Annotated in this window: 20 protein-coding genes; 10 read left to right on the forward strand and 10 right to left on the reverse strand. The window is 73.6% G+C overall.

Features of this window, described 5'->3' with window-relative positions; all coding sequences use genetic code 11:
• The first annotated feature begins 46 nt into the window (after positions 1-46).
• Together ACIOSR_RS05280 and ACIOSR_RS05285 are read left to right on the forward strand one after the other, a co-directional pair.
• Entirely contained in the window at positions 47-1,069 is a 1,023-nt protein-coding gene (locus ACIOSR_RS05280) for an EamA family transporter (protein WP_402752003.1), read from the forward strand.
• Between the two features lie 53 nt (positions 1,070-1,122).
• Positions 1,123-2,628 (forward strand): serine hydrolase domain-containing protein, encoded by a 1,506-nt coding sequence (locus ACIOSR_RS05285; protein WP_402752004.1) that lies wholly within the window; start codon positions 1,123-1,125, stop codon positions 2,626-2,628.
• A 48-nt stretch (positions 2,629-2,676) separates the two neighbouring features.
• Here the strand turns inward: ACIOSR_RS05285 and ACIOSR_RS05290 are convergent, their stop codons facing one another.
• Together ACIOSR_RS05290 and ACIOSR_RS05295 are read right to left on the reverse strand one after the other, a co-directional pair.
• The gene (locus tag ACIOSR_RS05290) at positions 2,677-3,246 is read right to left on the reverse strand and encodes a manganese efflux pump MntP family protein (protein ID WP_056046758.1); all 570 of its coding nucleotides are present in this window, start codon (positions 3,244-3,246) and stop codon (positions 2,677-2,679) included.
• Positions 3,247-3,471: 225 nt separating this feature from the next.
• Positions 3,472-4,401, reverse strand: a complete 930-nt coding sequence (locus ACIOSR_RS05295; RefSeq protein ID WP_056047845.1) for an acetamidase/formamidase family protein — start codon at positions 4,399-4,401, stop codon at positions 3,472-3,474.
• A gap of 348 nt (positions 4,402-4,749) precedes the next feature.
• Here ACIOSR_RS05295 and ACIOSR_RS05300 point away from each other — a divergent pair, with 348 nt between their 5' ends.
• Together ACIOSR_RS05300 and ACIOSR_RS05305 are read left to right on the forward strand one after the other, a co-directional pair.
• On the forward strand, positions 4,750-5,283 hold the full coding sequence (locus ACIOSR_RS05300; RefSeq protein ID WP_402752005.1) for an ArsR/SmtB family transcription factor: 534 nt from the start codon (positions 4,750-4,752) through the stop codon (positions 5,281-5,283).
• Positions 5,280-6,644 (forward strand): MFS transporter, encoded by a 1,365-nt coding sequence (locus ACIOSR_RS05305; RefSeq protein WP_402752006.1) that lies wholly within the window; start codon positions 5,280-5,282, stop codon positions 6,642-6,644. Before ACIOSR_RS05300 ends, ACIOSR_RS05305 begins: the two co-directional genes overlap by 4 nt.
• On the opposite strand, the gene ACIOSR_RS05310 is transcribed toward ACIOSR_RS05305, so the two are convergent.
• The 4 genes from ACIOSR_RS05310 to ACIOSR_RS05325 form a co-directional block, all read right to left on the reverse strand.
• Complete coding sequence (locus tag ACIOSR_RS05310; protein WP_056046762.1) at positions 6,631-7,950, reverse strand: Y-family DNA polymerase; 1,320 nt, start codon at positions 7,948-7,950, stop codon at positions 6,631-6,633. The two genes, ACIOSR_RS05305 and ACIOSR_RS05310, sit on opposite strands and share 14 nt — an antisense overlap.
• Positions 7,943-8,374 carry a translesion error-prone DNA polymerase V autoproteolytic subunit gene (locus ACIOSR_RS05315; protein WP_143048573.1) on the reverse strand — a complete coding sequence of 144 codons (432 nt, stop codon included), beginning with the start codon at positions 8,372-8,374 and terminating at the stop codon, positions 7,943-7,945. The genes ACIOSR_RS05310 and ACIOSR_RS05315 overlap by 8 nt, the downstream gene beginning before the upstream one ends.
• 740 nt (positions 8,375-9,114) lie before the next feature.
• Entirely contained in the window at positions 9,115-10,347 is a 1,233-nt protein-coding gene (locus ACIOSR_RS05320; protein WP_402752007.1) for a DUF2254 domain-containing protein, read from the reverse strand.
• A 75-nt stretch (positions 10,348-10,422) separates the two neighbouring features.
• Positions 10,423-11,025 carry a TetR/AcrR family transcriptional regulator gene (locus ACIOSR_RS05325; RefSeq protein ID WP_402752008.1) on the reverse strand — a complete coding sequence of 201 codons (603 nt, stop codon included), beginning with the start codon at positions 11,023-11,025 and terminating at the stop codon, positions 10,423-10,425.
• Positions 11,026-11,087: 62 nt separating this feature from the next.
• Here ACIOSR_RS05325 and ACIOSR_RS05330 point away from each other — a divergent pair, with 62 nt between their 5' ends.
• Positions 11,088-11,738, forward strand: coding sequence for an NAD(P)-dependent oxidoreductase (locus tag ACIOSR_RS05330; protein ID WP_402752009.1), 651 nt, complete (start codon positions 11,088-11,090; stop codon positions 11,736-11,738).
• A gap of 24 nt (positions 11,739-11,762) precedes the next feature.
• On the opposite strand, the gene ACIOSR_RS05335 is transcribed toward ACIOSR_RS05330, so the two are convergent.
• Positions 11,763-12,359 (reverse strand): TetR/AcrR family transcriptional regulator, encoded by a 597-nt coding sequence (locus tag ACIOSR_RS05335; RefSeq protein ID WP_402752010.1) that lies wholly within the window; start codon positions 12,357-12,359, stop codon positions 11,763-11,765.
• 51 nt (positions 12,360-12,410) lie between these two features.
• Between ACIOSR_RS05335 and ACIOSR_RS05340 the strand changes: the two genes are divergently transcribed.
• From ACIOSR_RS05340 to ACIOSR_RS05355, 4 genes are all read left to right on the forward strand, one after another.
• Positions 12,411-12,881: a GNAT family N-acetyltransferase gene (locus ACIOSR_RS05340; RefSeq protein ID WP_056046772.1), complete on the forward strand. Its 471-nt coding sequence runs from the start codon at positions 12,411-12,413 to the stop codon at positions 12,879-12,881.
• A 252-nt stretch (positions 12,882-13,133) separates the two neighbouring features.
• On the forward strand, positions 13,134-14,144 hold the full coding sequence (locus ACIOSR_RS05345; RefSeq protein ID WP_402752011.1) for a helix-turn-helix domain-containing protein: 1,011 nt from the start codon (positions 13,134-13,136) through the stop codon (positions 14,142-14,144).
• A 142-nt stretch (positions 14,145-14,286) separates the two neighbouring features.
• Entirely contained in the window at positions 14,287-15,864 is a 1,578-nt protein-coding gene (locus tag ACIOSR_RS05350) for an MFS transporter (RefSeq protein WP_402752012.1), read from the forward strand.
• On the forward strand, positions 15,857-16,840 hold the full coding sequence (locus ACIOSR_RS05355) for an alpha/beta hydrolase (RefSeq protein WP_402752013.1): 984 nt from the start codon (positions 15,857-15,859) through the stop codon (positions 16,838-16,840). The genes ACIOSR_RS05350 and ACIOSR_RS05355 overlap by 8 nt, the downstream gene beginning before the upstream one ends.
• Positions 16,841-16,900: 60 nt before the next feature.
• Here ACIOSR_RS05355 and ACIOSR_RS05360 read toward each other — a convergent pair whose 3' ends face one another.
• From ACIOSR_RS05360 to ACIOSR_RS05370, 3 genes are all read right to left on the reverse strand, one after another.
• Entirely contained in the window at positions 16,901-20,362 is a 3,462-nt protein-coding gene (locus tag ACIOSR_RS05360; RefSeq protein WP_402752014.1) for an SdrD B-like domain-containing protein, read from the reverse strand.
• A gap of 130 nt (positions 20,363-20,492) precedes the next feature.
• Positions 20,493-21,884 (reverse strand): LCP family protein, encoded by a 1,392-nt coding sequence (locus ACIOSR_RS05365; protein WP_402752015.1) that lies wholly within the window; start codon positions 21,882-21,884, stop codon positions 20,493-20,495.
• Between the two features lie 112 nt (positions 21,885-21,996).
• Positions 21,997-22,326, reverse strand: a complete 330-nt coding sequence (locus ACIOSR_RS05370; protein ID WP_402752016.1) for a hypothetical protein — start codon at positions 22,324-22,326, stop codon at positions 21,997-21,999.
• A 155-nt stretch (positions 22,327-22,481) separates the two neighbouring features.
• Between ACIOSR_RS05370 and ACIOSR_RS05375 the strand changes: the two genes are divergently transcribed.
• Positions 22,482-22,766, forward strand: coding sequence for a hypothetical protein (locus ACIOSR_RS05375; protein ID WP_043595140.1), 285 nt, complete (start codon positions 22,482-22,484; stop codon positions 22,764-22,766).
• Positions 22,767-22,847 lie beyond the last annotated feature (81 nt).

Genomic DNA, 22,847 nt, shown 5'->3' on the forward strand with positions numbered 1-22,847 from the left:
GCGTCAGCACCCATTGTGCACGACGGCCCTGACACAAGGAGTCCTCGTGAGCACCGGTGCGACCACGACCACGATCGCGACGACGCCCCTCGCCGCGGGGCGCCCCGCCTCGACCACCGCCGGCCTGCTCGTCGCCCTGCTGGCCGCCGCCTCGTTCGGATTCTCGGGCCCGTTCGTCAAGCCGTTGCTCGAGTCGGGCTGGAGTCCCGTGGCCGCCGTCACGGTCCGCGCCCTGATCGGCGGGGTCGTGCTCGCCCCCGTCGCCCTCTTCGCCCTCCGGGGCCGCCTGGGTCCGATCTGGCGGGCCCGGTGGCGCGTGCTCGGCATGGCGGTGGTCGGCGTCGCCGGCACCCAGGTCTTCTACTTCGCCGCGGTGGTGCGCATCCCGGTCGGCACCGCGATCCTGGTCGAGTACCTCGCTCCGCTGCTGCTCGTCGGCGTGGCCTGGGCGACCTCGCGACGCGTCCCGCAGGCCGTCGTGCTCGTGGGCTCCGTGATCGCCTTCGCGGGCCTCCTGCTGGTCGTCGCCCCGAGCGGAGGCGTGGCCCTCGACCCCGTCGGGCTCGCCCTGGCGGGGGCGGCGATGGTCTGCTGCGCCGCCTACTTCGTGCTCGCCGCCCGGCCGAGCGGCGACCTGCCCCCGGTCGCCCTGGCGGCCTCGGGCCTGCTCGTCGGCGCCGGGCTGCTGGGACTGCTGGGACTGACCGGACTCGTGCCGTTCACGACCTCCGCGGCCGACGTGCCCCTGTTCGACGTGATCGTGCCGTGGTGGGTGCCGATGCTCGTGGTCGGGGTCGTCGCCACCGCGGTCGCGTACGCCACGAGCATCACGGCGAGCAGCATGCTCGGCTCCCGCCTGGCGTCGTTCGTCGGCCTGCTCGAGGTGGCGGCCGCCGCGCTCTACGCCTGGCTGCTGCTCGGCGAGGCCCTGACCCCGCTGCAACTCGGCGGCGGCCTGCTGATCGTGGTCGGCATCGGCTTCGTCCGGGCCGAACGCACCCGCGAGGCCGCGGTCGTGGCCGACGCGGTGGCCGAGCCGCCCGTCGTCGACACGACCCGCGCCTCCTGACCCTCTCGACCCGACCTGACCCGCGCCTCCGGGGCCGGGCATAGGGTCGAGGGGTGACTCCGACGACGCTGCCGCGCAGCACGCCCTCCGCCCAGAACGTCGACGCGGCGGGCATCGCCGCGTTCGTCGACGCCCTCGAGACCACCGCCGGCGTCGAGCCGCACAGCATCATGCTGCTGCGCCACGGGCAGGTCGTCGCCGAGGGCAGGTGGGCTCCGTACTCGGCCGACCGCGCCCACCTGCTCTACTCGCTGAGCAAGAGCTTCACGTCGTCGGCCGTCGGGTTCGCCGTGGCCGAGGGCCTGATGGGGCTCGACGACACCGTGCTCGGCCACTTCCCCGAACTCGACGACGAGGTCACCGACCCGCGCAGCCGCTCGATGCTCGTGCGCCACGTGCTCGCGATGGCCAGCGGGCACCGCGCCGAGACCCTCGACCGTGCGCTCGCCGTCGACCCGGTCGACGTCGTCCGGGGCTTCCTGCTCACGCCGCCCGACGACGAGCCCGGCACCGTCTTCGCCTACAACCAGCCCTGCACGTTCGCCGCCGGCGCGATCGTGCAGCGCGTCACGGGCCAGCCGCTGAGCGAGTACCTGCGACCACGCCTGCTCGACCCGCTCGGCATCGGCGAGGTCGGGTGGCAGCGCGACGCGTCCGGCCGCGAGCTCGGCTTCAGCGGGCTGCACGCCACCACCCACGCGATCGCCGCCCTCGGCCAGCTCTACCTGCAGCAGGGCGAGTGGGACGGCGTGCAGCTGCTGCCTCGCGAGTGGGTCGCCGAGGCCACGCGCTCGCACGTCTCCAACGCGGGCGAGTCGAACCCCGACTGGGCGCAGGGCTACGGGTTCCAGTTCTGGAGGGCCCGCCACGGCTACCGCGGCGACGGCGCCTACGGACAGTTCGCCGTCGTGTTGCCCGAACACGACGTCGCGCTCGCCCTGACCGGCCAGTCGCTCGACATGCAGGCCGTGCTCGACGCGGCGTGGGCGCACCTGCTGCCCGCCTTCGGGACGGACGCGGCGCGCGTCGGCGACGCCCCGGCCGACGCCGCCCTGGCGTCCCGCCTCGCCGACCTGGCACTGCCCGGGGTGGCCGGTCCCACCGAGCACGACGCCGCACCCGTCCGGCCGGCGGACGAGGAGGCGCGGGACGGTGAGCAAAACTCCCCCGGCACCGACCGGCTCGTGTCGTTCACCGCGGCCGACGGCAACGACCAGCCCGGCCTCACCCTGGTCGACCTGCACGCCTCGGCCGACGCCGCGACGACGCTCACCCTCGTCGAGGGCGACTCCCGCCTCGTGGTCCGGGTCGAGGCCGAGGACTGGGTCGTCACCGACGGCTCGGTCGGCGGGGCCGGCTCAGGCGCCGGCTCCGCCGGGCCGGTCGCGGCGAGTGCCACCCGGTCGGCCGACCTGCTGCACGTCGACCTCGTCTTCCTCGAGACGCCGCACCGCCTGCACCTCACGCTCGACGAGTCGGACGGGACCTTCACGGCATTGTGGGAGACCCAGCCGCTCCACGCACCCGCGCTGGCGCAGCTGCGCATGCCGCGCAACTGACGCGACCCGCGCCTCCGAGGCGCCGACCCGGCTGGGTCGGCGCAGGACTCAGCCGAGGACGCCCGTGTGCTCGAGCACGATGTTCACGCCGATGAGGATGAGGATCACGCCACCAGCGATCTCGGCCGGCTTGCCGAACCTCGCACCCACCCGGCGCCCGACGAGCACGCCGACGAAGGTCAGGACGGTGGTGGTCACACCGATCAGCAGGATCGCCCAGCCGATCGAGACCGGCAGGAACGCCAGGGTCACCCCGACCGCGAGGGCGTCGATGCTCGTGGCGATCGCGAGCACGGCGAGTTCGCGGAGGTTCAGCCGGTCGGTGTCCTTCTCGTCGTCCTCGCCCGACGAGAACGCCTCGTAGAGCATCTTGCCGCCGATCAGGGCGAGCAGTCCGAAGGCGACCCAGTGGTCGAACGGCGCGATGTACTGCGCGAACGTCGAGCCGAGCAGCCAGCCCAGCAGCGGCATCAACGCCTGGAACGCGCCGAACGTCACGGCGATGACGACGGCATGACGAGCGTTGAACCGCGTCATGTGCAGGCCCTTGCCGAGGGCGACGGCGAAGGCGTCGGCGGACACGCCCAGCGCGATGAGGAAGAGAGCCCAGAACGACATGGGGGCAGCGCCTTTCGAGACGGTCGGGTGGAGACACCGCTGTCTCGGAACCTGACGATCCTGCCATGCCCGACGCGCCTCCTCGGCCGGAAAAGCCCTGATCAGAGGTATTCGGCGCGCCGAATCCGTGGTGTCGGCGAACCGTCGCGCGGGGCGTCGCGCGCCGAACGCCTTCCCCGGTCGACGGTTATGAGGCGCGGCGCGGCTCAGGAGGCGCGGCGCGGCTCAGGCGGGGACGAGCACGTCGCGGGGCAGCACGGCGTGCACGCCCCAGGTGCGGTTGGCGACCTGGGTGACGCGCAGGTCGACGACCGTGCTGGCGAAGGCCAGCGCCGTGGCGGCGTCGAGCGAGTAGAGCTGACGCATCCACTCGACCATCGCGGCGAGCGCGTCGCCGCTGGCGACGTTGAGGTCGGCGTCGAAGCCGAAGGTGATGCGCGCCTCGGGGGTCTCGGCGTGGATCGTCGAGAGCGGGCGGTCCGTGGCGAGGCCGACCCGCGCCTCCGTCGTCATGCCGGTCTCGATCGCGGTGCCCCCGACCTCGCCGTCGCCCTGGGCCGCGTGCCCGTCGCCGAGGTAGAGCAGGGCGTCGTCGACCGCCACCGGCAACCAGAGGGTCGTGCCCGCGACGAGGTCACGGCAGTCGATGTTGCCGCCCACGGAGGTGCGGGGCGGGATGGTCGAGTGCTCTCCGGCCTCGGCGGGGGCGAGTCCCATGACGCCGAGGAAGGGCGCGATCGGTCGACGCAGGCCCCGGCTCTCGGTGGCCGTGCCGGCGTCGCGGTCGATGCTCCAGAGCAGCCAGGCGGCCTCGGCGTCGACCAGGCCGAGGTGGCGGGTGATCGGGGTGTCGGCGGCCGCGGCGACCGTGAAGCCCCAGTCGTCGGGGGTGAGCGCGAGCAGGTCGAGCTGGAGCATGTCGCCCGGCCGTGCCCCGCGGACGGCGATCGGACCGGTCAGGGCGTGACCCCGCCGCGTCGGGAACAGGTACGGGGTGACCTCGCCGGGCACGGTCTGCGGCTCGAGGTGGCCCGAGGCGTCGAGCGAGCGCACGACGACCGTGTCACCGGGGTCGATCGTCAGCACGGGGGCGTGGTCGCGCGAGAAGACCTCGTGGGCGGTGTCGGTGCGGGGGTCGAGGCGGTGGGTCGTCATCGTCCGAGCGTAGGCCGCGACGCCGACACCGACGCCCCGCCGGACGTGCCGCGCCCAGGGGCCGTCGGTACGATGGAGCCCTGTTCCGCCCAGACCCCGCCCCACCTGCTCACAGAGAGACCGACGCCCCCATGGTCCTGTTCTTCCACGTCCTCATCATCGCCATCTCGGTCGTCGGCGCCGGCCTCATCTCGGCCGCTCTCGTGGGGCTCGCGACCTCGAAGTAGCGCGCACCCCCTCGGCGTCCCTCACCCGGATGGGGGTCGTCGATCATCCGGCACGCGGTGGCGTAGCCGACCCCCAAAGACCCATTTGACGGTCGGACGCCTCGGCCTGCACGATGGCCCCATGTCCGCACTCGACGAACTCCGCGCCACGGCCCACCCGATCCGCCTGCGCCTCCTGTCGCCCCTGACCGGCGTCGCGATGAGCGCCGCCGAGGCCGGTCGCGAGCTCGGGCTGTCGCAGGCGACGGCGAGCTACCACCTGCGCGTGCTCGAGCGCGTGGGTCTCGTCGAGATCGTCGAGGTGGTCACGATCCGCGGCGGCGAGGCCAAGCGCTACCGGCACCTGTCGTCGGCGCAGCCGTTCCCCGTCGTCCCGCCCACCGTCGACAGAACTGGCGACGACACCGACGCCGAACGCGCCCGCTACGTCGACGCCCTGGCCGACGAGCTGCGTCGCCGCTCCCCGCGGCGGGCGGACGGCCCCCAGATCTCGACCGACGCCGAGCTCTGGGTCGACCCCGAGACCTGGCAGCGGGTCGTGCGCCACGTGGGTCACGCCTCCGCCCTCCTGCACGCGGCCGCGCAGCGCCCCCGGACGCCCGGCACGAACCCGGTCTCGATGACGGCCGCCCTGTTCCCGATGAGGCGACCGTGACCGGGGACGCAGGAGGCGCCTCCTCGGTCCCCCGGGTCCCTCACGACCGCCGGGGCCCCCTCGCGCACGGCCCGTTCCGCTGGCTGCTCGCGGCTCGGACGACGGGCGTGCTCGGCAACGCCGTCGCCCCGATCGCCCTCGCGTTCGCCGTGCTCGACCTGACCGGGTCGGCGGCCGACCTCGGCCTGGTCGTCGCGGCCCGGTCGATCGCCAACGTCGCGGTGCTGCTCTTCGGCGGCGTGATCGCCGACCGGCTGCGGCGCGACGTCGTGCTCGTCGGGACGTCGCTCGCCGCCGCCGGGACGCAGGCCGTCGTCGCCTCGCTCGTCGTCACGGGGTCGGCGACGATCCCGCTGCTCGTCGTGCTGAGCGTGCTGAACGGGGCGGTCGCGGCCGTGAGCCTGCCCGCGGCGGCGGCCCTCGTGCCCGAGACGGTGCCCGACGCCCTGCTGCGGCCCGCCAACGCACTGCTGCGCCTCGGCCTCAACGGCGGCAGCGTCGTCGGGGCGTCGGCGGGGGCGGGGATCGTGGCGGTGGTCGGTCCGGGCTGGGGCCTCGCCGTCGACGCGGCGGGCTTCGCCCTCGCGGGCGTGCTGTACTCGCGGCTTCGGCTGCGGCTGCCCGTCCGGTCCGCCACCCCGCCGAGCGGCGGGGCGGACGCGGGCGCAGGGGCGGGCTCGGGGGCGGGCGCGGGCGCGGGCTCGGGGGCGGGACCGGGCTCGGGCCCGGGCTCGTCGGTGATCGCCGACCTGCGCGAGGGGTGGCAGGAGTTCACCCGGCGCTCGTGGGTCTGGATCGTGGTGGCGCAGTTCGCGGTGCTCAACGCCGCGTTCGTGGGGGCGACGACGGTGTTGGGCCCCGTCGTGGCGGACGGGTCGTTCGGGCGGGCGGCCTGGGGGCTGGTCGTCGCGGCCCAGACGGTCGGCCTCGGCCTCGGAGCCGTCGTCGCCCTGCGCTGGCGGCCCCGGCACGGCCTCGCCGTGGGCGTGGGGCTGATGGCCGTCACGGCGGTGCCGGTGGCGACGCTCGGACTGGCTCCGGTGGTGCCCGCGCTGGTGGTGGCCTTCCTGTTGGGCGGCGTCGCCCTCGAGATCTTCGCCATCTCGTGGGACCAGTCGTTGCAGAGCCACGTGCCCCGCGCCTCCCTGGCCCGGGTCTACTCGTACGACATGGTCGGCTCGTTCGTGGCCGTGCCGCTCGGCGAGGTGTTCGCGGGGCCGGCGGCGCAGTACGTCGGCACGCGTCCGACGCTGCTCGTCTGCGCGGCGATCATCGTGGCGGCGACCCTCGCGGCCGTGTCGACGCCGGGCGTCCGCCGACTGACGACCGACGAGGTGCGCCCACGGGTCACCGAGCCCTGACGGTCGCCAACTCGTCCCAGTGGGTGGTGGCGCGGGGCGACACCATGTCGCGCTTCATCGACCACCCGCGACGGTGGCGGAGACCCGCGATGCCGAGCCCCAGGGTGTCCTCGCCGAACTTGCCGGCGATGCGGTCGATGACGGCGCCATAGGCGGGCGGTGCCGCGTCGGCCTCGCCGAAGACGTCGAGGCTCGCGTGTTCGTCACGGGGGGTGAGCTCCATCAGGGTGACGCCCGCCCGGACGTAGCGCTTGCCGGGTTCGAGCTGCGGCCCGAGGGCGGCGATGGCCGAGCGGTACAACAGGGCGGCGTCGTCGGTGGGCTCGGGGAACGCCACCGACACCGAGTGGTTCGTGTGGGCGGCGCTGTCGGAGAACGGCGAGGTCGCGGTGAAGCACCGCATCATGCGCGTCAACGACCCCTGCCCGCGCAACCGGGCCGCGGCCCGCTGCGTGTAGACCGACAGGACCTCTTCGAGCTCGGTGACGGTCGTGATGGGCACCGCGAACGACCGCGAGTGGTAGATCTGCTCGCGGTCGGGCTGCACCTGCTCGATCGGCAGGCAGTCGACCCCGCGCAGTTCGTGCACCACCCGGGCCTGCACGACGCCGAAGCGCGTGCGGATGCGGGCCGCGTCGGCGTCGCGGAGGTCGGCCGCGGTGTGGATGCCGAGCGGCGCGAGCTTCTTCGCCGTGCGGCGACCGATGCCCCAGACGTCGCCGACGTCGACGCTCGCGAGGATGGCCGTCTGCTGCTCGGGGGCGTAGCTGCCCAGGTGGCAGACGCCGGCGAGGGCGGCGTTCTGTTTGGACCCCCGGTTGGCGAGTTTGGCAAGGGTCTTGGTCGGCGCGATGCCGATGCTGACGGGCAGCCCGATGAGCTTGCGCAGGGCGCGGCGGATCTCGCGGGCCTGGGCGATCGTGTCGTCGAGCGAACCGGTCAGCTCGATGAACGACTCGTCGATCGAGTACACCTCTTGGTCGCTGGTGTACCGACTCAGGATCTCGGCCGACCGCGCCGACATGTCGCCGTAGAGCTCGTAGTTGCTCGACACCGCGACCACGCCCTGCATCGCCGCGATCGGGGCGATGCTGTGCCACGGTGCCGCCATGTCGACGTTCAGCGCCTTCGCCTCTTGCGAACGGGCGATGACGCAGCCGTCGTTGTTCGACAGCACGACCACCGGCCGCCCCTCGAGGGCCGGGTTGAAGACGCGCTCGCACGACACGTAGAAGTTGTTGGCGTCGACGATGGCGACGCTGCGCTCGGACGCGGTCGACCGGGATGTCGTAGCGGACTCAGACACGGTGCAGGCACCTCGTCACGACGCCCCAGATCGTCGCCTCGTCGAGCTCGGACAGCACGATCTCGGGGTAGGCCGGGTTCTCGGGGCTGAGCACCATCCGCCCCTGCCGGTACGAGAGGCGCTTGACGGTGAGCTCGGCATTGACGACCGCGACGACCACGTGGCCGTCGTGGGCGTCGAGCCCCCGGTCGACGACGAGCTCGTCACCGTCGAAGATGCCGGCGCCGGTCATGCTGTCGCCGCTGACCCGCACAAGGAACGTCGCGGTGGGGTCGCGCATCAGGTGCCGATTGAGGTCGACCGGCCCGTTGTAGTAGCCCTGCGCCGGAGAGGGGAAACCGGCGTGGACGGCTTCGGCGGCCTGCTGCGGCAACAGGTGGTCGGGACGTTCGTCGCCCCCGACGGGGCCGATGACGGCGGTCACCGTGTGCCCTCGCACCCGGCACGGGGGTCGCCGAGGAGGCGCACGCCGGTTCGCACGGACGACTGCCGGTGATCTCTCATCACGCCTCCCACCGAGGACGCTACGTCAGACCACCGACACCGCGCTCCGCGCCGGGACGGCCGCCCCGCCGCAACCGCCGACCCCGAGCGTGCCGCCCCACCGCGACCGCCGACCCCGCGAGTGCCGCGCCACCGGCACGACGTCCCGCCCCGATTCCTTCGGCCACCCCGTCGCCCGACCGCCCGCCCCGCCGCGTGGTCGGCAACTCCTGCCTCGTGCTGCGTCGTTCCGCGGCGGCCCCGAGCCTCCGGGCCCGGGGACTCGCGCTGCGGCACCATCCCGGAGTTGCCGACGGGAATCGTGGTGACGCGCGGTCCCGACCGGAGCCGAGCCCGCCCGCACCCCCGGCACGCCCCGCCGCCACCCCGGCACTCCGTCACCCCGGCGCCCCGGCACCCCGCTCTGCGCGTCGCCTCGCGGTGCGGGCAATTCCTGCCGGGTGTCGCACCGAGCTGCGCGAGCCCCGGGACTCCGGGCCCGGGATCAGGCGCTGCGGCACCAGCCCGGAGTTGCCGACACGAGTGCGCGACGACACGAGCGCACGGCGCACGACGCATGGCGCACGAGCGCACGGCACGGTCCTGACGCGACGTGCACGTCCGCACTGCCGAGCCCCGCCCGCGGCACGCAGACGCGTGCGGTCGTCGGCGGCGGGAGCCTCAGCCGGCGAGGGCGTCCCGGAGGGCGGTCTCGTGATCGACCAGTCGACCGGCGCGGGCCGACGGGGCCACCTCGTCGAGCCGCTCGACGAGGCGCAGCGCGGCCGCCAGCACGGCCGGTTGGTCGGGGGCGTAGGTGCGGACGGTGTGGAACAGCGAGTCGACGAGCGCCTCCACGGACGGCCACGTGACGAGGACGGCGGGTGCACCCCGGTCGTCCAGCAGCGCCGTGACGGGCTCGCCCCGACGCCACAGCGGGACGAGCACTCCGGCCGACATGTCGAGCGCGCTCACCGCGGTGTACGGGTCGTTGCTCCCCGAGGCGAGACCGCGCACGGCGATCTCGACGAGTTGCTGCAAGGCGAACCCGACGTCCTGGTGAGGCGTCCGGGCGGGCCCCAGGGTGGTCGCCCGTCGCAGTTCACGGACCGTGTCAGACCCCGGGGAGGCGCTGGTCACCGCGAGCGGGTCCCCCACGATCACGTACCGGCCGGGCATCGCGACGACGTCGACGACGAGGCCGTCACGCACGGCGACGCGTCGGAGCGCCTCCCACGCGACGGTCTGCACGTAGCCGTCGGCGTCGGCACGGACGACGGCCGCGTCGGCCGGGAGCGGACCGTCCGCCGAGGACCGGGCCCGCGCCTCCTGGCTGACGTCGTCGGCCGGGCTCGTGGGGTAGACGACGTCGGTCACGGCCCGGAGGTCGTCGAGCACGCGCGCCTGCAACGAGGTGATCTGCACCGAACCGGCGATGTGGTGGATGAAGAAGACCAGCACCCCCACGTCGAACACGCTGAGCAGGACCGCGACGTGGACGGCGATCACCGGGACGAACGCGCTGGTGTCGTCGACCTCGGTGTGGACGGTGCGCATCACGACGATGCAGTACAGGAAGGTCGAGGTGAAGGTCGCCAGCACGAACTGGTTGGCACGGTCGGCCATGAAGTTGCGGACGAGTCGCGGGCCGTAGGTCGACGACGTCGTGGCGAGCACCGAGATCGTGATCGAGAACGACGTCCCGGCGACGGTCAGCATCGACGTCCCGATGCCCGAGAGCAACGACCGTCCCCCGGAGGCGCTGAGGGCACCCAGCAGCGGCAGCCCCTCGGTCACCGTCGTCGGCAGGGACCGGTCGACCGTCACCAGCACCTCGGCGAGGACGACGGCGACGAGCCCGAACACGGCGGGCAGGAACCAGAACGACTCCCGCACGCGGGTCAACGACAGCATGCCGCCGAGCGTAGACGGTGCCTCCCGCCGCGCACCGCCCGAGGAGGAGGACGCCGCGACCGACGCCCCCGCCGATCAGCGGGTCGTGACCACCCGTCGTCCGAGGTCGGAGTCGAGCATCGTGTCCATGGCCGTGTCCACCAGGCGGTCCCCGAGGGAGCGCTCGATGCGGCCGGAGGCGACCAGCGAGGCGATGCCCTGCATCGTCGCCGCGAAGAGCATCTTGAAGTGGTCGCGCGACTCGTCGCCGGACGCCTCGGACTCCGTCGGCCCCAGGGCTCCGTCGAGGACGGCGAAGAGGGTGCCCGCCGCCTCGCGCACGGCCTCGGGCTTCGTCGTCACCTTGGTCTGGAACATGAGCTCCATCAGCGCGGCATCGTCGACGGCGAAGTCGACGTAGGCCCGGGCGACGCGATGGAGGCGTTCCGTCCGACCTCCCCCGCCGTCGAGCGCGCGCCGCACCGCGGTGGTGAGCCGCTCGAACCCGGCTCCGGCGAGCGCGTCGAGCAGCGCCTGCCGATCGACGAAGTGGCTCCGAGGGGCACCGTGACTGACCCCGGCCCGACGGGCGAGGTCGCGGAGCGAGAGGCCGTCGACGCCGGACTCGCGCACAACCTCGATCGCCTCGTCCAGCAGCACCGCGCGGAGGTTCCCGTGGTGGAAGGGCCGCTGCGACATGCTTCGATCCTAATCCCCGACTAGTCATTGACTAGATACTAGACACCGCCTAGATTGAGGCCATGACGACTCCACGCACCCTTCTCGTGCTCGGCGCCACGGGGCAGACCGGGCAGCACTTCACGCGACTGGCACTCGACGCCGGGCATCGACTCCGCGCTCTCGCGCGGACGCCCGGCAAGCTCGCGATCGAGCACGACGACCTCGAGGTCGTCCAGGGCTCCCTCGACGACGACCTCGACCTCGACGCCCTGCTCGGCGGCGTCGACGCCGTCGTGATGATGGTCGGGGACGCGGCCGCCCAGCGCGAGCGGCAGGTGAACGCGACCTTCGTCCGAGCGCTCGTCCCCGCCATGCTCCGCAGCGGCACGCGACGACTCCTGTACCAGGCCGGGGGCCTGAGCGCGGCACCGGGCAAGCCCCTCGCACCGGTGCTGCGGATCGTCCGCAGCACGATCGCCCGCGCGTACATCGGGCAGCACGAGGACAACGAGGCCGTCATGCGCTACCTCGACCAGGACGCCCGCGACGTCGAGTGGATGGTCCACCGGGCCGGCATCGGCTCCGACGGCCCGTCCAAGGGCGAACTGCACCGCTCCTCCTCGTTCATCAGCATCGGCACGTTCGCCGACTGCGCCGCCTACGACCTGCGGCTGCTCTTCGACGATTCGGCCGTCCACACCTGCGACGGCAGCCGCTACCGGCGGGGCTGATCGACCACCGGCGCGGCTGATCGGCTACCGCGGGGCGCTGGTCCGCAGGGCGGCGGCGAGGACGACCTCGAGAGCCTGCACCTGGCGCGCCGCGGTCCAGCGGCCGGGGTCGCCGGTCGCCAGGCTCGAGACCCCCTCCACCGCCGCGACGAGGGCCGCCGCCCGGGTGCCCGCCTCGTCGTGGCCCCCGGGATCACCGACCTCGAGCAGTCGCGTCAGACGGTCGGCGAAGGCGCGGCTGGCGAGGGCGTGCCGCTCGGCCAGGACGGGATCGTCGAGCGCCGCGGCCAGGAAGCCGACCCACACGCGGGCCTCGGCGAGACGCTCGTCGTCGGTCGGCAGGGTGCCCAGGACGACGGCGCGTACGGCGGCCACCGCGTCGCCGGCATCGCCCTCGAGCGCGTCCGAGCGCTCGCGGGTGCGCTCGTGGAGCACGTCCCGGGCGTGGAGCAGCAGGGCCCGCTTGTCCCGGAAGGTGTGCAGGACGAGGCCCGTGGTGCAGCCCGCCCGTTCGGCGACCGCGCGGAGGGTGAGCCCCGTCGGCCCGCGCTCGGCGAGGGTCGTGAACACGGCGTCCGAGAGACGCCTCCGGGTGTCGTCCACGTCACGCGTCCTGCTCATCCCGTGATCGTAACGCATGTTACCGTAACGGTTGTCACGAAAGGACGACCCATGCGCTGGACGATCACCCGGACCCCCTTCGACCACCCCGACGCCGACGGCCTCCGCCGCGCACAGCGGGTCGAACTCGACGCCCGGTACGGCAGCGACGACCACGAGCCGGGCACGCCGCCGTCGGCGGCCGACGTCCCGGTGTTCCTCGTCGCCCGCGCGGACGACGGCCGGCCGATCGCCTGCGGTGGCCTGCGCCCTCTCGCCGACACGGTGGTCGGCCCGGCCACGGTCGAGGTCAAACGCATGTACGTCTCGCCCGAGGCGCGGGGATCGGGGGTCGCGACCGCCGTCCTCCGAGCCCTCGAGGACGCCGCACGCGACCTGGGCTCCCGCCGGATCGTGCTCGAGACGGGCATCCTCCAGCCGGACGCCATCCGCTTCTACGAACGCGAGGGCTACGAGAGCATCCCGCTCTTCGGCTCGTACGCCGGGTCGGCCGAGTCGGTCTGCTTCGCCCGCGACGTCTGAGCCGCGGCCGCGGCACCCCGTCGACCCGCAGGCGCCCTGCCGACCCGCAGGCGCCCTCCCGACCCGCGGCGGGGCATCCCCCCCGGGGCGGGGCACGTCTTCTGGAGTAGGGACAGCCGCCGGTGGATGCGGCATCGTGTCCGTCAGACCTCCCGTCGGCAATTCGTGACGAAACCTGCTCGACCCTCGTCCCCATTGCTGAGGCCACGTCCCACCAGCGTGCGACCCGGAGAGGAGGACCAGGAGATCACCGTGTTCAGCACCTACATGCCCGCGACCGGACCGGCGCCCGACGAGCGCGCACCGGACGAGCGCGCACCCGACGAGTTCCGCCGGGACGCCTGGTCGAGCGACGACGTCGAGGAGGCGCGCGACAGTCTGCAGACGGTCCTCGCCGGCCGGGACTTCCGCGCCCGCGTCGACTCGGAGCCGTTCGCGTTCCGCTTCGCCTCCGCCGGCGACGCCCGTCTGGCCCTGCAGACCGGCACCTTCACCGGTCACCTGCAGGGCACGATCCCGTGGTCGCGGGACTACGTCGTGTCCTGGTTCCAAGAGGGCTCCGTGACCATCGACCACCCCACCGGGCAACTCACCAGCGTGGGCACCCGGCCGTTCCTGACCCCGACCGAGACGTCGTTCTCGTTCGTGATGACACCCCACCGGCACGGCATCGTCCACATCGACGGCGCCTTCTTCGAGGAGGTCGCCACCGAACGCCACGGCGGGCCGGCGCAACGGATCGTCTTCGACTACGCCGCCGTGCCGAGCGACGTCGCCCTCGCCGCCTGGCAGCGCACCCTCGGCGCCGCCACCCCGACGATCGTCGACCCGCGGACCCCTCCCCTCGCCCGCCACGGCGCCCAGACGGCGATCGTCAGGACGCTGCTGGACGTGTTCCCGTGGCGAGCGGTCGACGTCCCCGACACCCTGCGCACCGAGCGGACGAAACGCCTGCGACTCGCCGCCGAGTACGTCCACGCCTACGCCGATCAGGCGATCTCGTCGGCGGACATCGCCACGGCAGCCGGCATGCACACCCGGACCCTGCAGCAACTGATGAACGAGCACCTGGGCTCCAGTCCGTCGAAGTACCTGAGACACGTCCGCCTCGACCGGGTGCGCCAGGACCTCGTCGCGGGCGACCCGGGGACGACCCTCGTCTCGGAGGTCGCCGGCCGCTGGGGCTTCGGGAACATGGGCCGGTTCTCGGCCGCGTACCTGGCCCGCTTCGGCGAGCACCCGAAGGACACCCTCGCGCGCTGAGCGGTCGGAGGCGCGGGTTCCGTCATCGCCGGTGGTCCGTGTATCGTCTCCCTCACTGAGGTAAAAGGCGTCGCGATCCGCGACGCACCCGCACGCGGCATCGGACGATCCGCCACTTCTTCCCTCGAAGGAGTGCGCCCTCGTGTCGCCCAGCCCCCACCTCATCCGCCGCGCCGGCCTCCGCACCGGCGACGCGCCTCCTCGCCTCTCGGACGCCTGGATCGCCCTCGCCGGGTTGTCCGCGGTGTTCCTGTTCGAGATGCTCGACAACTCGGTGCTGAACGTCGCGCTGCCGACGATCGGCCGCGAGCTGGACGCCTCGACGACGGGCCTGCAGTGGGTGTCCGCCGCCTACTCGGTCGCCTTCGGCGGGCTCATGCTGCTGTTCGGCGCCGTCGCCGACCGCGTCGGCCGCCGCCGCGTGATGATGACGGGACTCGTCCTGCTGGCCGCGGCGAGCCTCGCCACCGCGGCGGTCACGACGACCGGGGAACTCGTCGCCGTCCGCGTGCTCATGGGGGTCGCGGCCGCGATGACCACACCGGGGTCGATGGCGCTGGCGTTCCGCCTCTTCGACGACGAGGGCCTGCGCGTCCGCGCGCTGACCGTCATCTCGACCGCGGGGCTCGTCGGCCTCGCCGTCGGACCGACGGTCGGCGGGTTCGTGCTGGCCGTCGCCCCGTGGCAGGTGCTGCTGCTCGCCGACGCGCCGATCGCCGTCCTGGCCCTGGTCGGCATCGGGCTCGGTGTCGCCCGGGACGACCCCGCGGGGCTCCGACGCGACCCGGTCGACGTCGCCGGAGCGCTGCTCGGCACGGCGACCGTGTCCACCGCCCTCGTGACGCCGACCGTCCTCGTGGAGTCGGGTGGCACCTCCGGGTGGGGGTGGCTCGGCGTCGCCGTGACCGTCGTCGGCGCCGTCGGGTTCGTGGCCCGGGAGCGGTCCGCCCGGCACCCGGTGGTCGACCTCTCGCTGCTCGCCCGTCCGTTGGTGTCGAGCGGCCTCGCGTTCAAGGCGGCGTCGGGCCTCGCCGTCGCCGGGCTCTCGTACCTGGTGACGCTCCAGCTGCAGTTCGCCTGGGGCTGGCCGCCGGCCCTGGCCGCCGTGGGGACGCTTCCGCACGTCGTCGTGCTGCTCGCCGGCGGGCGCCTCGTCGGGCCGTTCGTCCGGCGGGTCGGTCTGGCCCGGGCGGCGGGGATCAGCGCGGCGTCGGTCGTCGCGGGCCTCGCGGTCTTCGGCGCCCTGGGTCGCCACGGGTACGTGTGGGTGCTCGTCGCGCTCGTGCTGGTCGCGGCGGGGATGCGCGTGGTCGGGGTCGTCGCGGGCGCCTCGGTGCTCACCGGCCTGCCCGCCGACCGCACCTCGGTCGGTGCCGCCCTGGTCGACACGTCGAGCGAGCTCGCGAGCGGTGCCGCCGTCACCGCGGCCGGGACGGTCGTCGCCGTGCTCGTCGGCGGGAGCATCACCTCGACCACCTGGACGGCCGCACGTCTGGCCACGTTCCAGGACGCCCTGACGGTCGCGGGCCTCGGGCTCGCCGTCGTCGCCGCCGCGCTCGTCGCGGTCGGGACGACCCGTGCGCGGGCCGCCGACGGCAGGACCGACCGCGGCCGCGCCGACCCCGGCCGCGGCGACCCCGGCCGCACCGAACCGGCCCCCGAACCGCTCTCTACCCCGACCCGTTCGACCACCACCACCGAGGAGACCTCCCGTGCCTGACACCACCGCCCTGCCCCGTCCGCCGTTCGACCCCGAGTTCGCGCCCTTCCTGGAGGCGATGGACGCCCGCGGCCGCTTCCGCCTCGAGACCGGGATGCTGCCCCGGATGCGACAGCTCGAGACGACGGAGGCGCAGCTCGACGAAGGACTGCGCGCCCGCGGTCTCGAGAGGCGCAGCATCACCGTCCCCGGGCACCTCGGCGACCCGATCGACCTCGCGGTCGTCCAGCGGATCGGCCGCACCGGGCCGGCGGCCTGCGCCTACGCGATCCACGGGGGCGGCATGATGTTCGGCCACCACCTCGGCAACCTCGACTCGTACGACGACTGGCTGCTCGTGCACGACGTCGTCCTCGTCAGCCCGGACTACCGCCTCGCGCCCGAGCACCCCGACCCCTACCCGGTCGAGGACTGCTACGCCGGTCTCGTCTGGGTCGCCGAGCACGCCGACGAGCTCGGCGTCGACCCCGACCGCGTGGTCGTCGTCGGTCAGAGCGCCGGGGGCGGGCTCGCCGCGGGCACCGCGCTCCTGGCCCGTGATCGACGCGGCCCGGCCCTTCTCGGGCAGGTGCTCGTCAGCCCCATGCTCGACGACCGCGACGCGACCGTCTCCGCCCGGCAGTTCGACGGGGTGGGCGTCGCCGACCGGGAGATGACCCGGTTCGGCTGGGACGCCTACCTCGGCGACCGTCGTGGTGACGACGACGGCGTGTCGATCTACGCCGCTCCCGGCCGCGCGGCCGACCTCGCGGACCTGCCACCGGCCTACGTCGACTGCGGCAGCGCGGAGGTGTTCCGCGACGAGGCCATCGCCTACGCGGGGGCGCTCTGGGCGGCCGGGGTGCAGGCCGAGCTCCACGTGTGGCCGGGGGCCTTCCACGGGTCGGCGAGCATGCTGCCGCAGGCGACCCTGTCGCGCCGAGCCGTCGCGGCCCTGCGGGACTGGACCGGGCGCCTCCTCGGCTCTACCGCCTGATCGAGGCCGAGATGGAGCCCGGTCACGATCAGGGGGCGCCGCGGCGGCGACGGGACACGCTCAGGAGTCCCGCCGCCGCGCGGCGAGGGCGAGGAGCGCACCGAGACCGAGGAGGCCGAGCACCGCGATGCCGAGGACGGCCGGTTCGCTGCCCGTGAAGGCGAGCAGACGGTCACCCCGTGACGCTCCGGGCCCGGTCGACGGGTCCGAGGTCGTGCCCGCGGCACCGACGGCATCGACGGGTGCCTCCGGGTCGACGGGGGCGCCCGGGTCGACCGGGGCACCCGGGTCGACCGGCACACCGGGATCGACCGGCTCCCCCGGGTCGACGGCCGGCAGGAGGCCCGCGTCGATGCCGAGGTCCCGGTCGACCCCGACGAGCTCGTCCCCCTCGAGGACGGTCGAGAGCGCCACCGTCGCGGTTCCGTCGAGCCCGGCGTCGGAGTCGACGGTGTCGTCGTCTCCCTGGTGGCGTGCGGTCCAGACCCGGTCGGGCAGCGAGGAGAAGGCGACGGTGTACGCCCCCGGGCGGAGCCCGTCGACGACGTACGTGCCCGCGACGTCGGTCGTGGTGCCCCGCTCGACCCGACGGCCCCGGTCGTCGGTGCCGGTGAGGGTCACCGGGAGGAACGGGATGCCGGCCTCGGCAGGCCCCTGGAGCCCGTCGGCGTCCGCGTCGTCCCACACGCGGTCGCCGACGGCTCCGGCGACGACGGTGATGGCGGCCCGGTTCGAGAACGCGGCGAGCGCGAGGTTCGTCGCGCGCAGGCCGAACCGGTTGGTGACGACGTCCCCGTCACGTGCCTCCGTCGTCGCCGCGGTGAGGTCGTGCGTGACGACCTCGCCGACGTCGACGGCCGTGGTCCGCTGGATGCGGACGGCGGTGACGTCCTCGAGCGCCACCTGGTCGCCGCCCGTCCCGATGCGGGACGCGTCGAACCAGGCGGTGTCGCCCCCGGGGGCGTTGCTCGGGTCGTCGCCGTCCAAGGAGATGCCGCCCGGGGCGGCGGTCGTGTAGCGGACGCGTTCACCGGCGTCGGGGTCGACCTCGACCGGGGCGGCGAGGTCGACCTGCCCCCCGCTGGCCCCGACGGTGGGCAGGACGTCGATCAGGTCGACGGCCGCGATGGGGACGGAGTCGGTGTTGCGGTACTCGAGCGTCCAGACGAGGTCGTCGCCGACGACGACGGTGGGCTCCTCCGCGGTTTTCTGGACGCCGATGCCGCTCGAGGACTCGACGCGGACGCCTCGGAGCGCCGTGCGGAGCCCTTCGGGCGACAGGTCGTCGTCGGCGGCGACGTGGGCGGTGTTGTTCACGGACCCCGGCGGGGCCGTCCCGGACACGTCGAGCCGGTACGTGAGGGGCGCGATCGGACGGTTGGGGACGACGTCCTCGAGGGTCCAGACGATCGACTCGTGGAGCTCACCGTCGATCGTCGTGGTCTCGACGCTCGTCGGTTCGAGGGAGCTCGAGCCACGCTGGTACGTCGTGTGCGCGGGCAGGACGTCCGTCACGGTGAGGACCTGGGGGCGGCCCCCCTCCGTCGCGTTCGTCAGCGTCGGGTAGAGGGCGTAGTCCATGCTCGTGCCGGCGACGACGAACGCGGTCTTGTCGGGGGTGGTCTCGGCGGTGGTGCCGGGGTCGACGACCTTCTTCACGACCCGGGCCCTGACCTGCGTGACGATGACGCTGTCGGCCAGCGGCCCGACACCGTTGGCCGCGGGCGCCGTGTCGTGGACCCAGGCGCTCGTGCCGTCGAAGAACGAGCCGAAGTCGTGGACGCGGGTGTCGTTCGGGGCGGCCTGCACCTCGAAGTAGCTGAAGAGGTTGCCGGCCCGCCCACCGGCGACCGTCCCGACGGCGCGGATCTTCCCGATCGCGTCGACACCGCCGGGGACGTCGTCGGGGCTGTCGTACCAGGGACCGTCGGAGTCGTCGCACGTGGCGTCCCGACCGACGGTGGGGTCCGTGAAGGAGAACGCCGCGTACTCGATGCGGACGCCCTCGTTCCAGCCGTTGGTGGTGGCGTGCTCGCCGAACAGCGTCGTCAGCTGTTGGAAGCGGTTGTCGTAGACGTCGCAGGCGATCGCTCCGACGTAATCCGAGACGCCCCTGTTCGCGAGGGAGACCTGGGAGCGGAGGCGCGTCCCGGGGGTGACGTAGGGGTCTCCCGACTTCGCGGAGCCGACGGCGGTGGAGCCGTCCGCCCGGGTCTGGCCTAGGTGCTTGAAGCCCCCTCCCGGGACGAAGAACGACAGGTTGCGGTCGACCGAGTTGTTCGCCAGCGGCTCGGTCGAGCCCGGGAAGTTGGACGCACCGCTGATGCCCGTCGTCTGCAGCTGGGTGAAGGTGTTGGTCGCGATGAGGGACTGGCCGGCATCGAGGGCGGGAACCCAGATGCTGATGTACCCGCTGATCACGTAGGGCTTGACGCCCCCCTGGATCGGCTGGCCGGTGGCGCTCTGCGAGGGGATGCCCCTCGACGGCGTGATGTCGGTGTCGGTGCCCGTGATGGTCACCTCGACGGGCTGCCCCGGAGCGGACTGCGTGCACTCGAAGCGGCCGGAGTGCAGCACCGTCGTGGACCTCCCCCCGCTGCCGCCGGGGAGGACCGGGAAGGTGCGCCCGTCGTTGAGCCCGCAGGCGGCCCGCCCGTCGTGGCCGACGAGGACCGCGGGGGACGGCAGGTCGCCGAACATCCGGGAGACGTCGTCCTGGAAGGTGAAGGTGCCGCTCGAGCGTTCGTAGCCGAGGAGCCCCTGCCCGGCGACCACGGGCTCCCACGCGACGGTCACGGGGTACTGGAGGACCGTCCCCTCCGTTCCGTCGGGGCCGACGACACCGGGGTGGAAGGTGGAGTTCGCGACGGATTTCGCGAGGTCGAAGCGCGGTGCCGCGGAGACCGTCGTCGCCACGGATGTGACGGGCCCTGCCGGTTCGGCGACGCCGTCACCGGTCACGGTGCCCGTGATGGCGACCGTGTCGCCGCCGGCCCGGGAGTCGATGGTCAGGACGACCGGGGTCGCGAGGACCTGCCCCTCGCCGACGGTGCCGACGTTGCAGGTGAGTTCGGGGCCGACGATCGCGGAGCCGTCGACCTCGCAGGTGTTCGGCATCCCGGCCCACGTGGTGCCGTCGGGTGCGGTCACGGTGAACCGCTCGTTCGTCACCGAGCCGCCGTTGGCGCTGACGGTGACGCGGTAGGTGATGGCGTCGAAGGTGCGGACGATGCCGTTGGAGGCGCCGGCGTCGGCACCGGGGCCCTCGGCGGGCGTGAAGGGGCCGCTGCCGTCGGCGCGGCGTTCGATGTCGAGGTCGACGGTCGCGGTCGAGGCGGCGGCAGCCGGGGCCGACGTCGGAGCAGCCGGCTCCGTGGCGGTGGGCGTCGCCGCGGCCGGTGCCGCGGCAGCCGGTGTCGCCGCGGCCGGTGTCGCCGCGGCCGGTGTCGCCGCGAAGGCCGCGGTGACCATGGCCAGGGCCACCGTCGCACCGACCCCTCGGATCGATGTGGTCGTCTTCATCGTGTGGCCCCTTCGCCGATCGTCGACACGCCACCCGGAAGGTGACATGTTCGAGTTCACATGTCGGTTGCCATGCTAGGGCGCGTCGAAGGCAGGGGGAACCCCCGGAAGAAGGTGACTCGACCCCTCGTCAGTCGCGCTTGGCGCAGGTGACCTGGTCGGCGGACTGGCCCGAGACGTTCCCGGGCAGGGCCGCCGAGGTCGGTGCGGGCGTCGGCGCCGGGGTCGCTCCGGCGCCCGGGACGACGTCGACCGCCCCGTCGGTCGCCTCGCCCGACGGCTCGCCCCCGGCCCCCGTGGACGGAGACGCCGACACACCCGGCGCGGCCGGGGCGGCCGGGTCGAGCACCGCCGACCGTCCGAGGCTGTCCGCCGAGAGGGTCAGCGGCAGGTTGCGCTGCAGGGCGTCGTCCAGCACCGCGGCCGCCGACTCGTCGACCAGCACGCGGTTGCGGTCGGCGGGGTCGTCCACCGCCGGGTACTGCACGAAGACCATGTTCGACAGCCCGACCGTGTTCACGGCGAGGGCGAGCTTGGCGAGGGTCGACGCGTCGGCCAGCGTGTCGCTCAGCGTCATGTTCGCGAACGCCACCCTCGCGATCGCCAACACCTTGGTCGGGTCGGTCAGCGTCCCCGCCGACACCGTCTGCCGGGCGAGCGCCGAGAGGAACGTCTGTTGGTTGCTGATCCGCCCGAGGTCGCTCGAGTCGCCGACCCCGTAGCGCGAGCGGAGGAAGGCTCCGGCCTCGGCCCCCGACAACGTCCGCGTGCCGGCCGGGAGGTCGAGCGCGGGCTGGACCTCGGTGTCGCGGATCGGCGTCGCCAGGCACACCTCGACGCCGCCGATGGCGTCGGCCATCGACACGACCCCCTCGAACGTGATCGATCCCGCGTAGTCGATCTGCAATCCGGTCAGCTGTCCGATCGTCTGGGCCACGCACGACAGCCCGTTCTTCGGTCCGCCGCGTCCCAGCGCGGTGTTCAGCATCGCGCCCGAGGTCGCCGGGCTGACCGTGCCGTCGTCGTTCGGGCAGGCCGGCATCGGCACGATGAGGTCGCGCGGGAAGCTCACGACCGCCATGTTCGTGTGGTCCTCGGAGATGTGCACGAGCACCGTGGAGTCGTTCTTGCCCGCCCCCGAGCTGGCCTGCTGGTTGGCGGCGTCGTCGAACCCGGTGCCCAGCCCCTCGCGGGTGTCGGTGCCGATCAGCAGCAGGTTCACCTCACCGGTCTGCGCCGTCAGCTGCGGCACCGGCGAGGCGGACGACCCGTCGGGTCCGGCGAGCTGCACCGTGGGCCTCGCGCCCTGCAGCACCTGCCACGTGGCGATGGCCGCGATCGAGGTCGTGCTGACGAGGACCACGGCCAGCGCGGCCGCCGTCACCTTCGCCGCGAACGCCACGGGGTGCCCACGGCGGAGGCGACCGTGGCGGGCGATCCCGCCCTGCCGCACCGCGCCTCCTCGATCGGCGGGGTCGTCGTGGCCGTCGAGGGCCCGCTCGGTGCGTCCGTCGTCGGTCATGCGCGCCCCCTCGGCGAGAGAGGGCTCGGGAGACCCTCGTCGGGACGAAGCATAGGAGGCGCGGGCCGGGAAACCCCGGAGGTCGCCCCGCCGTCGTCCCCGGCCAACCGGGTCAGGCGGTCTCGCCGAGCGTGGCCGGCGCGACGGCGGGGAGGACGTCCTCGGTCCAGTCGACCCGCAGGGAGCCGGACCCCGACCAGCCACGCAACTCGGCGCCGACCGTGTCGCGGAACGTGGCCGCCTCGTCCTGGTCGCCCACGACGACGTCGAGCCGCAGCCGCGCCAACTGCTCGGTGACGCGGACCGGCAGGCCCCAGGCCTGCAGCACGAGCACCTCGGACGCGGCGCTCAACGCCGGGAAGTGCCGCCGGAGCTTCTGCTCGACGACGTGCAGCACGGCCACCTCGTCGGTGGGGCGGATCACTCCGGTCAGCGAGATCATGCCTGATGGTCCGCCCGGGAGGTTACGGCAGTGTGGCCGCCCGCTGTGAAAGCACCCGGGCCTAGCTTCCTCCCCCGCGGCGGCTTGTCCCCCGGCCGGTCCCCCGCGGCCACGACCGTGTTGGCAGATCGGCCCCGGGTGGGCATGATCGTCACATGGCGAAAAAGCTCAAGACGGCCCACCGCGACCTCGTCGAGGCGCTCGACCACCACCGCAAGGTCATGCAAGAGAAACCGCTGTCGAGCAAGCGTGCCGGTCGGGCGACCGCCAAGCTGCGACTCGCCGTCTCGGCCTACTCGGCGGTCGTCGCCGACAAGACGGGCCAGCCCGACCCGTTCGTCGACTACGACGCCCTCGACCCGGCCACCGTCGCGTCGCTCGCCGCCGAACGCGACGCCATCGCCCACAAGAAGTCGTCCGACCAGGGCACGCTCGACTGACCCGGCCGCGCCGCGCCTCCGCGGGGTGGCGTCGCACCGCCGACTGGACGTCGCACCGCCCACTTCGACGGTGCGATGCTC

This window comes from Frigoribacterium sp. NPDC087798 (assembly GCF_044742985.1).
Taxonomy (GTDB): Bacteria; Actinomycetota; Actinomycetes; order Actinomycetales; family Microbacteriaceae; genus Frigoribacterium.

What these genes read in the sequence shown, in the direction of transcription:
- ACIOSR_RS05325 (WP_402752008.1), bottom strand. Translation starts at nt 11,025, where the DNA reads ATGTCGCAGCGGCCCTTCCACCACGGGAACCTCCGCGCGGTGCTGCTG.
- ACIOSR_RS05365 (WP_402752015.1), bottom strand. Translation starts at nt 21,884, where the DNA reads ATGACCGACGACGGACGCACCGAGCGGGCCCTCGACGGCCACGACGAC.
- ACIOSR_RS05360 (WP_402752014.1), bottom strand. Translation starts at nt 20,362, where the DNA reads ATGAAGACGACCACATCGATCCGAGGGGTCGGTGCGACGGTGGCCCTG.
- ACIOSR_RS05340 (WP_056046772.1), top strand. Translation starts at nt 12,411, where the DNA reads ATGCGCTGGACGATCACCCGGACCCCCTTCGACCACCCCGACGCCGAC.
- ACIOSR_RS05295 (WP_056047845.1), bottom strand. Translation starts at nt 4,401, where the DNA reads ATGACGACCCACCGCCTCGACCCCCGCACCGACACCGCCCACGAGGTC.
- ACIOSR_RS05300 (WP_402752005.1), top strand. Translation starts at nt 4,750, where the DNA reads ATGTCCGCACTCGACGAACTCCGCGCCACGGCCCACCCGATCCGCCTG.
- ACIOSR_RS05330 (WP_402752009.1), top strand. Translation starts at nt 11,088, where the DNA reads ATGACGACTCCACGCACCCTTCTCGTGCTCGGCGCCACGGGGCAGACC.
- ACIOSR_RS05375 (WP_043595140.1), top strand. Translation starts at nt 22,482, where the DNA reads ATGGCGAAAAAGCTCAAGACGGCCCACCGCGACCTCGTCGAGGCGCTC.
- ACIOSR_RS05290 (WP_056046758.1), bottom strand. Translation starts at nt 3,246, where the DNA reads ATGTCGTTCTGGGCTCTCTTCCTCATCGCGCTGGGCGTGTCCGCCGAC.
- ACIOSR_RS05320 (WP_402752007.1), bottom strand. Translation starts at nt 10,347, where the DNA reads ATGCTGTCGTTGACCCGCGTGCGGGAGTCGTTCTGGTTCCTGCCCGCC.
- ACIOSR_RS05335 (WP_402752010.1), bottom strand. Translation starts at nt 12,359, where the DNA reads ATGAGCAGGACGCGTGACGTGGACGACACCCGGAGGCGTCTCTCGGAC.
- ACIOSR_RS05370 (WP_402752016.1), bottom strand. Translation starts at nt 22,326, where the DNA reads ATGATCTCGCTGACCGGAGTGATCCGCCCCACCGACGAGGTGGCCGTG.